This window comes from Vibrio paucivorans (assembly GCF_054053395.1).
Window position 1 is genome coordinate 1,432,208 of record NZ_CM133230.1, and the last position, 16,856, is coordinate 1,449,063.

General features: G+C 46.4%; 12 protein-coding genes. 5 read left to right on the forward strand and 7 right to left on the reverse strand.

What is annotated here, in order from left to right; all coding sequences use genetic code 11:
- Positions 1 to 10: 10 nt before the first annotated feature.
- The 4 genes from ACXABW_RS06740 to manA are packed head-to-tail and all read left to right on the forward strand — an operon-like array spanning position 11 to position 4,822.
- Entirely contained in the window at positions 11 to 1,747 is a 1,737-nt protein-coding gene (locus tag ACXABW_RS06740) for a sugar phosphorylase (protein ID WP_457524707.1), read from the forward strand.
- A gap of 10 nt (positions 1,748 to 1,757) precedes the next feature.
- Entirely contained in the window at positions 1,758 to 2,405 is a 648-nt protein-coding gene (locus ACXABW_RS06745) for a fructose PTS transporter subunit IIA (protein ID WP_457524708.1), read from the forward strand.
- Positions 2,406 to 2,419: 14 nt separating this feature from the next.
- Positions 2,420 to 3,577, forward strand: a complete 1,158-nt coding sequence (locus ACXABW_RS06750) for a glycerate kinase (RefSeq protein ID WP_457524710.1) — start codon at positions 2,420 to 2,422, stop codon at positions 3,575 to 3,577.
- A 57-nt stretch (positions 3,578 to 3,634) separates the two neighbouring features.
- Entirely contained in the window at positions 3,635 to 4,822 is a 1,188-nt protein-coding gene (manA, locus tag ACXABW_RS06755; protein WP_457524712.1) for a mannose-6-phosphate isomerase, class I, read from the forward strand.
- A gap of 121 nt (positions 4,823 to 4,943) precedes the next feature.
- Here the strand turns inward: manA and ACXABW_RS06760 are convergent, their stop codons facing one another.
- Positions 4,944 to 5,375: a hypothetical protein gene (locus tag ACXABW_RS06760; protein ID WP_265687277.1), complete on the reverse strand. Its 432-nt coding sequence runs from the start codon at positions 5,373 to 5,375 to the stop codon at positions 4,944 to 4,946.
- A 364-nt stretch (positions 5,376 to 5,739) separates the two neighbouring features.
- On the opposite strand from ACXABW_RS06760, the gene ACXABW_RS06765 reads away from it, so the two are divergent.
- Positions 5,740 to 7,071 (forward strand): MFS transporter, encoded by a 1,332-nt coding sequence (locus ACXABW_RS06765; RefSeq protein ID WP_457524714.1) that lies wholly within the window; start codon positions 5,740 to 5,742, stop codon positions 7,069 to 7,071.
- A gap of 98 nt (positions 7,072 to 7,169) precedes the next feature.
- On the opposite strand, the gene copI is transcribed toward ACXABW_RS06765, so the two are convergent.
- The 6 genes from copI to ACXABW_RS06795 all read right to left on the reverse strand — a co-directional run bounded on the left by copI (position 7,170) and on the right by ACXABW_RS06795 (position 16,837).
- Positions 7,170 to 7,727, reverse strand: coding sequence for a copper-resistant cuproprotein CopI (gene copI, locus ACXABW_RS06770; RefSeq protein ID WP_457524716.1), 558 nt, complete (start codon positions 7,725 to 7,727; stop codon positions 7,170 to 7,172).
- 79 nt (positions 7,728 to 7,806) lie between these two features.
- Positions 7,807 to 10,923, reverse strand: a complete 3,117-nt coding sequence (locus ACXABW_RS06775; RefSeq protein ID WP_457524718.1) for an efflux RND transporter permease subunit — start codon at positions 10,921 to 10,923, stop codon at positions 7,807 to 7,809.
- Complete coding sequence (locus ACXABW_RS06780; RefSeq protein ID WP_457524720.1) at positions 10,920 to 12,698, reverse strand: efflux RND transporter periplasmic adaptor subunit; 1,779 nt, start codon at positions 12,696 to 12,698, stop codon at positions 10,920 to 10,922. The genes ACXABW_RS06775 and ACXABW_RS06780 overlap by 4 nt, the downstream gene beginning before the upstream one ends.
- A gap of 11 nt (positions 12,699 to 12,709) precedes the next feature.
- Positions 12,710 to 14,170, reverse strand: coding sequence for a TolC family protein (locus tag ACXABW_RS06785; protein ID WP_457524721.1), 1,461 nt, complete (start codon positions 14,168 to 14,170; stop codon positions 12,710 to 12,712).
- Between the two features lie 161 nt (positions 14,171 to 14,331).
- A complete protein-coding gene (locus tag ACXABW_RS06790) occupies positions 14,332 to 14,730 on the reverse strand; it encodes a hypothetical protein (RefSeq protein WP_457524722.1) in 399 nt (132 codons plus the stop codon).
- Between the two features lie 163 nt (positions 14,731 to 14,893).
- The gene (locus ACXABW_RS06795) at positions 14,894 to 16,837 is read right to left on the reverse strand and encodes an ATP-binding protein (protein ID WP_457524724.1); all 1,944 of its coding nucleotides are present in this window, start codon (positions 16,835 to 16,837) and stop codon (positions 14,894 to 14,896) included.
- Positions 16,838 to 16,856: the final 19 nt, after the last annotated feature.

Genomic DNA, 16,856 nt, shown 5'->3' on the forward strand with positions numbered 1-16,856 from the left:
GGACAGAGACATGATTGAACAAACAATCTTCAATAAAGTTGCTGACATTTATGGCGAAGAGGATGCTCATTCGATTACTCAAGAAATCTTAGTCTTGATTGAGAAATGGAAACCAAGTGCGCCAAAGTATTCACAGTGGGTTGATGAAACCACCTCATACCTGATTACTTACGGCGACAGCTTTTCTCGTGGCGGTGAAAAAACGTTAAGCAGTATGAAGTCGTTTGCTGATAAGTACTTGAAGGACTCAATCAGCAATATTCATATTTTGCCAATGTTCCCATATACCTCTGATGACGGTTTCAGCGTGGTTGATTACCGAAAAATCGATGAAAGGCTAGGTGATTGGGAGCACCTTAACGCTTTATCTGAAAATTTCGATTTGATGTACGACTGCGTTATCAATCACATCTCTAAAAGCAGTGATTGGTTTCAAGCGTATTTAGCTGGTGATGAGCAATATCAAGATTACTTTGTTGAGTCTGACCCAAGCCTAGACTACTCGAGTGTTACGCGCCCCCGCGCATTACCGCTCCTGACACCGTTTAGTAAGGCTTCGGGTGAGACCACTTATGTATGGACAACCTTCTCGGATGACCAAATTGATATCAATTTCCGCAGCCCTAAAGTGTTGTTAGAAAGTATTGATATTCTGCTGATGTATGCCGCCAACGGTGGCCGCTCAATTCGTTTGGATGCGATTGGCTTTATTTGGAAAGTGCTTAACAGTACTTGTATCCATCTTCCTGAAGCGCATCAAATCATCCAACTATGGAGAATCATCTTTGATGAAGCGATCCCTGGGGCACTGCTAATCACCGAAACGAACGTACCGCACAAAGAAAATATTTCGTACTTTGGGCAGGGAAACGAAGCGCACATGGTGTATCAGTTCCCGCTGCCACCTTTAACTCTGCATGCGTTTATGAGTCAAAACAGCTCAATACTAACTGAATGGGCGAAAGGCTTAACCGACGAAGCCATGGCGTCATTAAAGCAAGGTCGAAAGACGACTTATTTTAACTTCCTTGCTAGCCACGATGGAGTGGGGGTTCGTCCAACAGAAGGTATTCTGAGTAACGAAGATCGCCTTTTAATGTGTGAGCAGGTCGAGCGAAAAGGTGGACGTGTAAATTACAAGAATAATGGTGACGGCACGCAATCGCCTTACGAATTGAATATCAATTACTTAAGTGCTTTAACTGATGCAGAAGACAGCGATGATTTTAAAGCGAAGAAGTTCTTAGCCGCACAATCTATTTTGCTTTCGTTTATCGGTGTGCCAGCGATTTATTATCACAGCTTATTGGGCAGTGAAAACGATATTCAAGGTATGTTGGACTCAGGTATCAACCGCAGAATCAACCGCGAGAAGTTCGATCTAGATGAGTTGGAGGTTGAGCTCGCCGAGATGGGTTCGTTACGCCAGCAAGTCTATAGCCAGATGAATGAATTGGTGCAGCTTCGTAAGACTCAATCAGCGTTTTCGCCACTGTCTAGCCAGACGATCTTAGAGATTGGCGATAAGGTATTTGCACTCCAGCGCGGCGAAGGCACAGAGTCAATTCGATTTGCTGTGAACTTGAGTGAATCTTCGCAAATCGTGTGTCTCGAAGAGGGCGGACATGATCTGATCAGTGACGAGTCATTAGAGAACGTCTTTACATTAAAACCGTATCAATTTGTTTGGCTGAAACAACAAGCTTGTTCTGCTCAAGTGCAAAGTCATATCGCTAAAGCGCAATAAGGAATCACACATGAAATTATCTAACTTAACGTCTGAAAGCTTAATCCTGTTAGATGCAGTGTTCGACGACCGATTTGTAGCAATTAATGCACTGACAGATAAGATAGACCAAGCAGGAAAATTAACCAATAAGCAGCAGTTCTTAGATGCCGTATTGCTACGTGAGGAAGAGGGTCCGACTGCTTTAGGAGAATATTTAGCGGTACCACATGGTAAATCACCTGCGGTTATTGAGCCTGTGTTTGCTTGTGCTTTTGTGAAAAACGAACTGATGTGGCAAGGCATCGATGGTGATGAGCCAGTCAACATGATCTTCTTGATAGCGATCCCGCCTGCGGAAGCTGGCTCCACGCATATGGAAGTGTTGACGACACTAACCTCGTCACTTGTTGATGATGATTTCCGTGATGAGCTATTAGCAGCCAACTCGACTCAACAAATTATGAAATTGTTTGGTGCGGAGGACGACAGCTCTCAAGAGGAAAATACTCAGCAATTCGAGACTGATGAAAGTAGCCAATTGGAAAGTGAAGTGACTTCAGATGCGAAACAGCAGCAAGAAGAACCAGAAATGACAAAAGACATTAGCCAAATTGCTTATCCAATCGTTCTTGGAGTAGGCCTACTAATTTCAGCGTTCTTGTTCTTACTTCTATAGAGAGAGTGCGTTCAATGAAAATAGTGATTGCTCCCGATTCATTTAAAGAGTCACTGACAGCCAAGCAGGTTTGTGAGTGCATTGAGCAAGGTTTTTCCCAAGTTTTTCCGACTGCCGAATACGTACATCTTCCTCTCGCCGATGGAGGCGAGGGGACAGTTGACGTACTGATGCAAGGGTTAGTTGGTGAAATGCGAATCTCGTCCGTTACTGGCCCTTTAGAAACTCATGTTGATTCGAAGGTTAGTGCACAGTGGGCGCTGCTCGACAACGGGAACACCGCTCTGATTGAAGTGGCGGCGGCATCTGGCTTGGATTTGCTTGATGTTAGCGAACGTGATCCTGCAGTAACGACCACTTATGGCACCGGTGAGCTTATCCGAGAAGCGTTGGATCTGGGGGTAAGCAAAATTATGTTGGGCTTAGGCGGCAGTGCTACCAACGATGGCGGAGCAGGTATTGTACAAGCCTTAGGCGGACGTTTGTTGGACCGAGATGGTAATGAGTTACCAATAGGTGGAGCTGCGCTTGTTTCTCTAGAGCGTATCGATTTGTCCCATATTCACCCGCGTTGTACTCAAGTGGAGTTCATTGTGGCGTGCGATGTTGCTAACCCTTTGATTGGTGAAAACGGAGCAAGTGCAATTTTTGGCCCGCAAAAAGGCGCATCAATAAGCTTGGTTAACCAGCTAGACCGCTGTTTGACTCACTTTGCCAAGGTAGCGTCTTGTACCACTGGTATCGACCGCAGTGAAAATATTGGTTTTGGCGCGGCGGGCGGTACACCATTGGGGTTATCGCTGCTATTTGATGTTCAAATCAAGCCGGGCATTGAGATGATTTTAGATGCGTTAGACGCCGATAAGGTTATCGAGCGAGCGGATTTGGTGATCACAGGTGAAGGTCAAATGGACAATCAAACCTTGCAAGGCAAAACACCATTTGGCATTGCAAAACGTGCCAAGGCTAAGTCGATTCCAGTCATTGGTATAGCGGGCTCGTTAGGGACGGAAGTTGAAGAGATGTACAACACAATTGATAGCACTTTTGCCACTGTTCGCTCCCCACAAAGCATTGAACAAGTGCTGAACGAAGCCAATAGCAACGTGATTCGTACCGCTAGAAATATCGCCGCGACCCTTAAGTTGGGTGCCATCATTAATACCAAGTAGCTGACTTCTTCGGTGATCACCGCGTTTAGTTACTTGTCAGTAATGCAAAGAAATATTATGTCGTTATTTAAATTAGATAATGTTATCCAACATTACCCGTGGGGTAGTAAGCAGTCTATTTCTGAACTGTTTGGTATTCAAAACCCTAATGCGCAACCTCAAGCCGAAATTTGGATGGGGGCGCACCCTAGAGGCTGCTCAAGAGTAGCAGAAACAGGCCAGTTGCTTTCGGACGTATTGAGCCAAAATAGCAAAGGAATGTTTGGTGAGTACACACAAGCAAGGTTTGGTGAGCTGCCGTATTTATTTAAAGTGCTAGCAGCAGAAACACCACTATCGATACAGGTCCACCCTAGCAAGAAAAAGGCTCAACTTGGCTTCGAGCGAGAAAACCAATTAGGTATTAGCCTTGATGCGTCTAATCGTAACTACAAGGATCCAAACCATAAGCCAGAGCTTGTTTACGCTTTGACCTTTTACAAAGCAATGAATGGTTTCCGTCCTACCTCACAGATCGTGGCGCTGTTTAGAGAAGCTGAAATTAGCGTGCTCGATACTGAAATTCTGGCATTGGAAAATAACCCTAGTAGCGACGGCTTGAAAGCGTTTTTTACCGCAGTGATGACACTTAAAGGTGAACGTAAACTGTTCGCCCTTGGGCAGTTGTATTCTGCTTATGAGCGTCGACCGAAGACCGTTATGGGACGAGAAGCGTTGCAGTACAGCAAAGGCTTTAAACAGCACTATGCTGATGATATCGGCTTGTTTTCACCACTGATGTTAAACACAGTTGAGCTCGCTCCGGGAGAAGCGATGTTTTTGCATGCCGAAACGCCCCATGCCTACATCGAGGGAACGGGATTAGAAATTATGGCGAATTCGGATAACGTGTTACGCGCTGGCCTGACTCCCAAATTTATCGATGTTCCTGAATTGATTGATAATACTCGTTTTGAGACTACGGAAATTGAAGGCATTAAACTCAAGCCCATTGTGAAAGAAGACAAACTAAGCTTCCCGATCCCTGTGGACGACTTCGGCTTTGATATCTTGTCTGTGGATGAAGTGAGCAACCAGCAATACTTACGCAGTGCTGAAATCTTGTTCTGTGTTGATGGAGAGGTCACTATCTCTACCAATGAGAATCAACTAGTGCTGAGAACTGGTGAGTCGGTATTCATCAGCAATGATGCCGGCAAGTATCAGTATCAGGGTACAGGTGTGCTTGCTAGGGCTTACAATTAGTAGAGATTTTGACAGCGGAATTGAAGAGCTCTTTATTTGGAACAGTTCGCCGGGCTGGTACAGTTGGAACTAGAAGCACAATAGAGCCAGCTCGATGGCTGGCTCTATTGTTCACTCTGGATTATTTGTTCTGTTCGATGAACTTCATCATAATACCGTACTCTTTGGTGTATCCCTGTGCACTGAACTTGTTGCCATCGATGTAGACGGCAGGCTTCTGGATGAGGTCCTTGTGAAGGTCTTCTTCTGTGTATGGGCTTCCTTCTTGGAACACTAGACGTTGGTATCCTTCCTCACACACCGCTATCAGATCGGTAGGTACGTCGTTAATGGCGACGTTTGGTTTGTAGCCTTCCATTGCTGACGAACATGCTGAGTTATTGAATTCAAGATAAGCGCGCTTGCTCTCGCCCTCAACGACAATGTACATATGACCACCTTGAACTGTGGATACCTCGGATAGAATGCGGTCAGGGTTTGATTGATGCACCCAGCCAGCCGATGCCGTGAATGATGCTGAGAGCAGTACCGTAGCGATGAGCGTCTTTTTCATGGTAGAGGGGTCCTGTTGTCGATGTCTGTTAGGTGTTTCTTATGGTGTATTTCAGTTACCAAATGCCAACGTCTAATGGTTGGAACTTGTTCTGGAGCGCATTGTAAGAAAGAGGAGCGTGAATGTAGGACCACTTTGTGCCAATCGGTAATTAAATTTTACGGATACAAGTTTATAGTTTGAACCTCTTACTAGATTTGCGTGGCCTGTTGAACAGACGCCCACAAGTAGAGCACCAAGTATTTTGAAATACCATACATCGATATTCATAACAATATCAAAAGTCCATTTCTATAAACGTTACGCATAGGTGCTAAAAAAGGGTTATACCTAATCTTATGTTGTTCAACGCTTTGCAAACCCAATGACGCTGAGAGAAATCCTTCACGTTCCAAATGTGCGCTACTTTTTGATGTTTCGTAGCAGCTATTTTGCACGCTTTTACTATCCAGTTTTTACATTGTTGTATTTGGACTACGGGTTAACACTTTCCCAGTTCGCTATGCTCAATGTGGTTTGGGCGGCCACTATTGTGTTGGCCGAAGTGCCTTCTGGCGCCTTTGCCGACACTCTGGGGCGCAAGAAGTTAGTCGTCCTGTCTTCGATTGTGATGTTTATTGAAATTGCGATGATTGCATTTGTACCAATTGGAAATCCGACGCTGGTATTCGTGGTGTTTTTGGTTAATCGGGTATTAAGTGGCTTGGCAATGGCACTTGCAAGTGGTGCGGATGAAGCATTGGCATACGATACGCTCAAAGAGCAAGGGCAAGAGGAAGTCTGGCCGCGCGTGTTACAAATTCAGCTACGTATTTCATCGACGGTAGGCATCTTTGTAACGCTGATTGGTGCGGCGATGTACGACGTAAACTTCATGGCGCACGTGTATCAGTTTCTCGGGTTAGCGGCTCCAGAAAGTACTCAGGACATTATGCGTATTCCCGTTTATGCCACCTTGTTTGTCGCGCTGATTGCTATGTACGCGGCTTTCAATATGAGGGAGGAGAAAAAGATACTGCCTAGCGATAGCGGCAAGCTGGCGACGACGATTGCAAGCCTTAAGTTGACGCTAAACACGGGGAAGTGGGTGCTTTCTACGCCTTATGTTCTGTTTATATTGTTGTATTACAGCCTGTTCGAGCACACCTCACGAATGTTTCTTACGATGAACAGCCAGTACTATCGCGCCATCGATATTCCGATCATTTACTTTGGGTTTATTGGAGCGGGGATCAGCTTGTTGCAAATCGTTCTAGCGGGTCAAAGCCGCAGGCTAGCGGAAAGCATGGCACCAAAAAGTTTTATCTTAGTCATGGGGTTAGCCACCATGGCGACGTATTTTTGGATAAGTTTAGGTTGGTCGATTTACGGCGTGATACCCGCATTGATATTGATTTTTATCATCATGACGATGAACATTTTCATTAGCTATCACCTGAACAAGAATACTGAATCACACAACCGAGCAACAGTGCTGAGCTTTAAAGGGCTAATGTTCAACCTTGGCTATGGACTGATTGGTGTTTTGTACGCCTATTACTACAAGTTGGTGTCACAGCGCTATACAGAAGAGCAGATTGAGCAACATGTTGATTTTATTGACTCACTGTCATCATTTTTCTATTACTTTACGTTTCTGTTCGTTGCCATCAGTATCCTGTTTTATGTCAAAGATCGGAAAGCGCCGATCTTATAAAGGTGCAGAGTCTATTTGTTCATAGGTAAACGAAAAGAGGCATCAATGATGCCTCTTTTTTAATAGGGTTAACTGTTTGTAATCACAATTTGTTGGAGTTACAAAGTCATCGATTTCGTCATCCCAGCTTCAGCGTGACCAGGAATATTGCAAGCGAACTCAACGTTATTATCACCGTGGAAGTGCCAAAGGAGCTGTTTTGCTTTACCTGGCTTAACCGTCACTGTTGAACCGCTGTCGTGAGCGTGGGTGGGCATTTTCTTCATCATTTCACGATGTTCAAGCTGTTCTGTTGCTGAGCCAATCGAAAACTCGTGGTCGATTTTGCCTGTATTCATCACCACAAATTGCACTACATCGTTAGGTTTGATGCTGACATCATTTTTGAAGCTAATACTCATATCATCGGCAAGGATGACGTGAACGACTTTGTCTGGTTTCGCCCCCTTGGCTGGCATACCGACCTCAGACATGCCTTCCATATTCATCATATTGGAGTGGTCCATTTTGCTCATGTCCATCTCACTCATATCCATTTGACCATGGTCCATCTTGCTATGGTCCATCTTGCTATGGTCCATTGTACTGTGATCCATTTGTGCAAAAGCTAATGGAGTTGAAAGAGTAAGAGCCAGTGCGATAATTGTTTTTTTCATGGTATATCCTTGTATATGTAATCGGGTAAATTACCTCTTAACGCCGTGATAAACGGCACTAAGAGGCTGTAAAGTAAGGTTAAAGTTCTCGTTTTTTCCAAAGCTTAAACACGGCAGGAAGTACAAGCAGGGTGAGAAGCAGGGCAGACGCCATACCGCCAATCATTGGCGCTGCAATCCGCTGCATCACTTCCGATCCCGTTCCTTCGCCGTACATGATTGGTATTAAGCCGATGATGACCGTCAGTACCGTCATCATCACTGGTCTAACACGTAAGCCAGCGCCTTCTTGGATTGCTTGGGTCAGATCGTTTGCGTTGATGGACTGGTTGTTTTCCTCGGCATCGACTTTCTTGTAGTGCCATGCTTGGTTGAGATACACCAACATGATCACACCAATTTCGACGGCAACCCCTGCTAGTGCAATAAAGCCAACACCCACGGCGATAGAGAAGTTGTAGCCCAAGTAGTGCATTAGCCATAATCCACCAACCATCGCGAGTGGCAGGGTAGCCATAATGACCAGCACTTCACCAATGCGGCGAAAACTGAAGTAGAGCAGCAACATAATGATCATCAGGGTGATGGGTACAACTAAACTCAAACGCTCTTTGGCGCGTTCCATGTACTCGTACTGACCAGACCAACCCAGTGAGTAACCCGCAGGTAGCAGCAGTTGCTCGGCAACGACTTGCTGGGCTTCTTGTACATAAGAGCCTAAATCTCGGCCTTCGATATCGACAAAGACCCAGCCATTCGGGCGTGCGTTTTCTGTCTTAATCATTGGAGGGCCATCTTCGTAACGAATGTCGGCTACATCCGCTAGCGCGATACGCGCGCCATTAGGCGTCACCAGTGGTAGGTTTTGCAGTTTGACGACAGAGTCACGGTAGTCTTGAGGGTAACGAACGTTAATAGGGTAGCGCTCGAGACCTTCGACAGTTTCACCAACATTCATACCGCCCACGGCAGTGGATATCACCTGTTGAACATCTTTAATGCTTAAACCGTAACGGGCTGCTTGCCTGCGCTTAATATCGATGGTGACATACCGGCCACCGGCAACGCGTTCCGCGTAGACAGAAGCAGTACCATCAAGCCCGTTTAGAATTGGTTCAAGCTCAGCGCCAATTTCTTCGATGACCTTGAAATCGGCCCCCGCGATTTTGATACCAATTGGCGTTTTGATACCGGTTGCGAGCATATCGATACGGGTTTTGATTGGCATCACCCAAGCATTAGTTAATCCCGGGAACTGAATCAGTTCATCAAACTCTTTACGCAATGACTCACTAGTGACGCCGTCACGCCATGTGCTTTTCGGTTTCAACTGAATCACGGTTTCAATCATAGTCAATGGCGCAGGATCTGTGGCGGTTTCAGCACGGCCGATTTTGCCCCAAACAGTTTCGACTTCCGGTACGGTTTTGATCAGTTTGTTGGTTTGCTGCAGTAGTTCACGGGCTTTACCAATCGAGATACCCGGATAGGTCGTCGGCATATACATCAGATCGCCTTCATCCAGTGGCGGGATGAACTCGCTACCCAGTTTGTTGAGTGGGTAGTAGGCCGATGCCATTAATGCCAGTGCGATAACAATCATAGACTTTGGGTATTTCAAACTCAGGTTGAGTAGTGGGCGATAGAGCGCCACCAATCCCTTGTTCACTGGGTTTTTGTGCTCAGGTAGAATTTTACCGCGAATGAAGTAACCCATAAGCACTGGAACCAGTGTGATGGCTAATCCAGCCGACGCCGCCATTGCATAGGTTTTGGTAAAGGCGAGTGGTGAGAACATCTTGCCTTCTTGCCCTTGCAACGCAAACACAGGAACAAAACTTAACGTAATGATCAACAGGGAGAAGAACAGCGGTGCGCCGACTTCTTCCGCTGCTTTACCTATCACTTGCCAGCGGTTTTTGTCAGTAAGCGGAGTACGCTCTATGTGCTTATGCACGTTCTCTATCATCACAATTGCACCATCGACCATGGCACCAATGGCGATGGCGATACCGCCCAAAGACATAATGTTGGCGTTGATCCCTTGCCAATGCATCACGACAAAAGCCGACAAAATACCCACGGGCAAACTTAGTGCGATGACTAAAGACGAGCGGATATGGAACAGGAAGAGTGCACATACCAAGGCAACAACAATGAACTCCTCGGCCAGTTTCTTCCAAAGGTTGTCGACAGCCGAATCAATCAGGGTTGAGCGGTCGTAAGTCGGTACGATTTCCACACCATCGGGCAGGCCACGCTCTAGCTCCGCCAGCTTCGCTTTGATATTGGTAATGACCTCACTGGCATTTTCACCAAAGCGCATGACGACGACACCGCCAACCGCTTCGCCTTCACCGTTTAACTCAGAAATACCACGACGCATCTGTGGACCCAAGTTGATATCGGCTATGTCGCCCAACAACAAAGGTGTGCCTTTGTCGGTAACGCGTAGAGGCAGAGATTTGATGTCTTCGACATTGGTTAAGTAACCAGTCGTTCTCACCATGTGCTCGGCTTCAGCGACTTCAATTACGGACGCGCCCGTTTCTTGGTTACCGTTTTTAATCGCTTGATTCACTTGTTGCAGGGTTAAGTCGTAAGCGCGGAGCTTTGCTGGGTCAATTTGTACTTGGTACTGTTTAACCATGCCGCCCACGGTGGCGACTTCTGACACACCATCCACGGTTTGCAATTCGTACTTTAGGAACCAGTCTTGAAGGCTACGCAGCTCTGCTAAATCGTGCTGACCTGTTTTGTCCTGCAATACGTAACTGTATATCCAGCCTACACCAGTTGCATCTGGGCCCAGTGTTGGTTTCGCACTGGCTGGCAGATTGGGTGCAACTTGGCTGAGGTACTCTAATACTCGAGAGCGAGCCCAATACATGTCAGTATCATCGTTAAAAATGATGTAGACATACGAGTCACCAAAAAATGAATAACCACGTACGGTTTCTGCACCAGGGACGGCAAGCATAGCGGTGGTAAGCGGGTAGGTAACTTGATCTTCCACTACCTGCGGAGCCTGTCCTGGATAACTGGTTTTGATGATGACCTGAACATCGGATAAGTCAGGTAACGCATCCACTGGCGTGTTTTTAACGCTGTAGAGACCCGCTAGGGTGAGAAATACTGTTGCGACCAACACTAAAAAGCGATTGTTGATCGACCAGCGTATAATGGCGGCAATCATTGATGACCTCCATGCTGCTCTGCGTCAGCGGGCTCGATTTTTTTCAAGGTCTCGGTTTGCTTCAAGGTCTCAATTTTTTTCAAGGTATAGTCTGAACCGTCTTTCGCGACTAGAAACCGGACTTGTTGGCCTTCTTTCACTTCTGACAGTGATACATCGTCGCTGGTGGAGAAGTTCATCTCACCTGCATCCCAGCTCCACTGTGCAACGGGCAAATGTTTCACCGTGACCATGCCAAAGTCAGCCATCAGCATAGTGATTTCGCCTTCAACCCATACTTCGCTTGGAATGACGGTGTTATCGGCTTTGAAATCAACAATTTCATATTGGCCGGATGGGGATTTTTGCATTTCGAATTGTATTGATTTCCCCTTAGTCAGGGTTTCCCACTGCTTGTCGGAAATATCAACGGATTCCGCGAACGTAAAGTTCATCACCATCCCCGGCCAGTCCCATTCAGGAACAGGTTGGTGGTTAATCGTCAGCATGCGGTGGCCTTGCATAACGTCGGTAATTTCGCCCGTTGCCCAAGCGGTTTCCGCAGCGGTCATTTCACTGCCATTGATACGGCTTAAATCAGCGGTTTGGCTGGACTCTGAATCGAGCATGAAGTGCGCAGACGTAACGACGGTGTCTTCTTCCGTTAGCCCTTCAAGCACTTCCACCTTGTTGTTGGCTTCGCGACCAGTGAGTATTCGCGCAGAACGATATTTTCCATTGCCTTCAGACAATACCACTCGGCTGATACCTCCAGAGCGAATCACGGAAGAGGCTGGGACGGTGTAAACCATGTCTTCGGAGGTAGGCTGTAGCGTGATGTTAGCGAACATGTTGGGTTTCAGCTTGCCATCAGCGTTGGTGAATTTGAGCCTCATTCTTAGAGTTCGAGTACTTGGATCAAGGATCGGGTAAACGTAATCGACACTGCCTTGCCACTCTTTGCCGGGAACTGCATCAAGGCTCATCACGGCATCACTACCTGAAGTAATCCAGTGCGCTTGGCGCTCAAACACTTCAGCATCGACCCAAACTTCGTCGAGTGGGCCTGCACTAATCACCGCTTGAGCCGGTGAAAGGTAGCCACCTTCACGAATGTTTAAACTCGCGATAACGCCATTGGCGGGCGCTTTAACCTTGATTGTTTGCTGCGCCTTGCCTTTTTTACGTATTTGAGTGATTTGGTTTCTATCTACTCCCAGAGAAACAAGGCGCTCAGTTGCGGCTTTAACCAGTGAGTTACGGCCTGTGCGATACGCATTCAGTAGTTCTTCTTGGGCTTTCACCAATTCAGGTGAGTAAAGTGTGAATAGAACGTCGTCTTTCTTTACGACTTCGCCAACGGCATTGATGTAGAGTTTTTCAACCCAACCGCTGACGCGAATATTGGTTTGCCACAGTTTGCTCTCATCGAAGGCGATATAGCCCACTGTATCAATGTTCGGCGACAACTGCTCTTTGGTGACTGGCGCTGTTTTAACGCCGAGGTTGTTTTCTACCGCTGCGTTGATAGTCACAGTGCCCGCCGGATCTTTTTCTCCAGCTAAATCATCAGCATAGACAGGAATTAAGTCCATCCCCATCGGTGACTTGCCGGGTTTATCACGTTGGTAATTCGGGTCCATTGGTGCAACCCAGTACAGCGGCTCGTCACTACTTGAGCCGGCAGATTCACTTGCCATTGCTGACATGTCGTGACTAAACAAGTATTGATTGGCTGCAAAACCTAATGCGGCACCCACTAGCAAAGTAAGGCTCGCGACTTGGAATGTTTTCATGTGTTCTCCTATTACTCGCTAGTGTCTGAGTTTTGGTTGCTGGAAGGTTGGTGATTTACAGGCGTAGCAGCCTGATTCAGATTGAACTCGGGAGTATCCACCTGATAATCAAAGCCATTGAGCAGGTAAGCTAAATTGCTGTAGGCAATATTGAGATCGGTTTGAATACGGGCCTGTTCTAGCTGTAACGCCAGCTCGTCACTTGCCGCGGTGATAACGTCATTGAACTGGGCTGTATTGTTTTGGTATCCACGTTCAACTGCTTGAGTTCTTGCGCTGGCTTGAGTGAGTAGGGTGGTTTGGTAGCGCGCTAACCGCTGCGCCAAATTGGTTTTGTCGACCAGTAGTGTATTCACTTTGGCGTTCATTTGCGCTAGTAGCTGATCTTTTTGAAGCTTAGCCGCCCCGACTTGATATTCCGCAGCCGTGTAGCTTCTGTCTTGGCGATTGCCCGTAAACAGAGGAATGTCCATGGTGACGTACGCACTGACGAGATCCGATGCAGGTTCGCCCATCATGTTGTTGGCTTGTCGGTACGCGTACATGACTTCGACACCGAACTGAGGGTTATAGGCCTCTTGGGCGATGTCGACTTGGGTTTGGCTTGCCGCAATTGAAGCATCGGAAATACGAACCATAGGGTGAGTGGATAAGTATTCATAATGCTGAGTTAAGCTCTCTGAACCGCCCAACATAGCTTGTAAAGAGCTCCAATCGAGCTGATTGCTCGCTTGAGTGGTTTGAGCGTGAGTATTGAGCCACTGATCGCCTAGCCATTCTGAAAGTTGAGAGTAGACTCGGTTTTGCTGCTGTTGGTTAGCTTGTAGCTTTTCCTCTAGCTTGCTGACTTGTAGCTGAGCTTGCAGTAAGTCTTGAGCTTCGCTTTTACCGATTGCGTAATTAGTTTCGATAAAGCTGACCATTTCTTCCATCAGCTGCTTGTTCTGAACCAGTACGTCGCGTGCAATTTGCAAGTAGCCTAGTTCCAGCCAGAGCTGAGTCATGGCATTGGCGACTTCTAACTCGCGGTTTTCAACTTGCAGTGCAATCGCATCGGCCTGCTGGTTGGATTTTTGTTGTTGCAGCTTGAGCGTAGAGCCTCGTTCGAACTGCTGCATTAATCCAACTGAAATATTGGTCATTGGGTCTTCGTCGAACTTGAAGCTATCGACAGGCAGTCCACCAAAGCCTACTTTCAGCTTAGGATCCATCAGTGTTGCGCTTGCCACTCCTGTTTCACGCAGTGATTGAGATTGCGCATAGTACTGTTTGCGGCTTGCATCGTTTTGCAAAGCCAACTCAATGAGGTGAGTTAGCGAAGCACTTGTCGTCGAATTTTGTGAGTGGATGTTTTCCTCCAGTGGCGTGCTTGAATCAGCAATGGCTGGAATGGAAAACATGCTCACGGCACTTATAGAAAGTGCTAGCAAAGATTGTTTAATTTTCACGGGTGTTTCCAATCTAGATCGCATGGACAAAGCCATAAAGGCGAGATCCATAGCGTTAAAATCAGTCACGAAGCTGATGCACAAGCTTTGGCCAATTTAATTTGAAGCAATAGCCGAGCGAGTCGAAACGGCGCAACAAATAGCGGTGAAGATTGACAGCAACGTGGGTAATTTAGAGTTGGAAACTAGGCGATGGGAGGCCGAAATAGTGAGCGGGTAACGTTAACAGCGTTAACATGCGGCTCTAAGGGGATGAGTGCTAATTTGTAGGTGAGTGCAAATGACGAAAGGGTTTGTTTTGGGAATGCCAAAACATTGATACATGCAGCTAAGCAGCAGTGATGCATCGTTGAGTCCATCTCCGAACCACAAGAAGTAGGGCTGGATTCACTGACTTTCATGTCGTGATGCATCATCGGACTCTTCATTCCGCTGTGGCAACTCATTGTCGTCATGCTCGAACTGGATTCGGCCGAGAGCATTTGGAATGTCATCAACGGTTCACTGGATGCGACAGTCGATAACAGTAACGCGAGTCCTGATAGAGCTGAGATCCAAATTGTACGAAGTCGAGATAGACGCATCGTAATTCCGTTGATGGGGTGAACAGAGCAAATATAAACCTTACCCCTAGGGGAGGGTCAATGGATATCACGCGATTTTTCAATCTCAGCGTTGGTTTGAGGAGAAAATCACCAATCCCTGTCGCTATCTCAAAGCCTGTTTCTGCTTGTTCCTTTAACGTCTTTACATGGTTTCGGTTTCTTCGATCTTCTCATTGCCCAAGTCGGTGAGGTATTTGTTCAAGGTTTCAAACAAACGATGCGGTGTGACGGGCTTAGATAGGAAGTCATTCATTCCCACATCAAAGCAGAGTTGTTTGTCTTCACTGACTACGTTAGCGGTGAGGGCGACAATAGGTACATCTTTGGCCCAAGGGCATTGCTTACGAATTTGTATTGTGGCTTCGTAACCATCCATAACAGGCATATGGCAGTCCATCAAAATGGCGTCGTATTGGTTGTTTTTACACATATCCAATGCAATTTTCCCATGTTCGGCGATTTCGACTTTTAGCCCCAGCTTACCAAGCATGATTTTAACCACTTGCTGATTGATTCGAGTGTCTTCGACCACTAGAACCGTGTATTTGGAGGTGATAGAGAGGGTTTCTTCGATTCGCTCCATAGAGGTATGGCGAGGGAAGTCGCACACATTTGGCTTGTTTGATGATTCTGGCAACGTGTACTTAGTGCCATCTTCAGGCGGTTGCTTGGAAATCGGTAGTTGGATATTAAAGAAGAAGTTACTACCTAAGCCGATAGAGCTGACAACCTCTAGCTCACCACCCATAAGTTGGACTATCTGCTTGCTGATCGCGAGGCCAAGTCCTGTGCCGCCGTATTTACGTGTGGTGCTACCATCCGCTTGCTGGAACTTTTCAAAGACATCTTGCAGTTTGTCTTTATCGATACCAATACCTGTATCTCTTACCGAGAATAAGAGTGAGACATGCTCGGAATGCATGGCAGACATTCTCACATCAAACGTAATGGCACCTTGAGAAGTGAACTTAATGGCATTGCTGAGTAAGTTGATTAATACTTGGCGCAGCCTTACGGAATCCCCAATAAGCATTTTAGGGATGTGTTCGTCGACAGAGCATTCAAACAGCAGGTTTTTCTCTTTGGCGCGTACATTGAAAATGTCAGATTGTTGTTGAATAAGCTCATGCAAATCAAAAGCGGCATGTTCGAGTTCGAAATGTCCGGCTTCGATTTTCGAGAAATCGAGAATGTCGTTAATGATGTCTAGTAAGGTATTGGATGAAGTAGTAAGGAATTGTAAGTATTCTTTTTGAGTCTCGGTCGCATCTTCGTCATCGAGCAACGACGCAACGCCTACGATGCCATTCATCGGAGTACGGATCTCGTGACTCATGTTGGCAAGAAATTCACTCTTCTTCTGGTTAGCCACTTCGGCGCGAAGTTTTTCAGCCATTAAGGCGTTGTAGTTAGATTCTAAGTGATCTAAGCATTCGTTGTACTTTTGAGTCAGCATGGTGATTTCATCGTTAAACGTACGCTTGGGATCTGGCATGCGGCTAGGAATTGGACCGTCACCAAATTCGGCCATTGCAGTCGAGAGCGTGGTGATTGGCTTAACGACAAGTTTCATGGTGATGTACAGCAAGCACGCTACAATCATAAAGGTTTCAACGGCCTGCATGAGTAATATGATCAAAAAGCTATTCCATAGCTTCGCATAAACGGGCGCGAGATCACTTTGAATCGTGAGAGTCGCGAGGGAATAGATTTTTCCACCCATTAGATGCTCCAGTTCCCAGTTACGTTCGAAACTTTCCCCTTTGACTGGTACTCCTAATTCGACGATGGTGCCTAAATCGTCCTCAATTTTCAGATAGCTGATCTTGGGGGTTTTCATTACCCCTTCAGAAAGAGTCAGCAGCTGCTCACGATCTTCTACCCATAAACTGGCGCTAAAACTGGAGATATTACTTTCTTCCAGTTGAGTTAATTCAGTGTCGAGTTGAGCCCACTCTTCTTGGTAATCGAGATAGAAATTTAATGAGGCATTTATCAATGCAAAGACGATGCTGACAAGAACCGTCAATCCTACTAATTGCTTATCGATACCGAGTTGACGTTGTGTTCTATTTTTTTGATTCATATGCAATCGTGTTTTTATA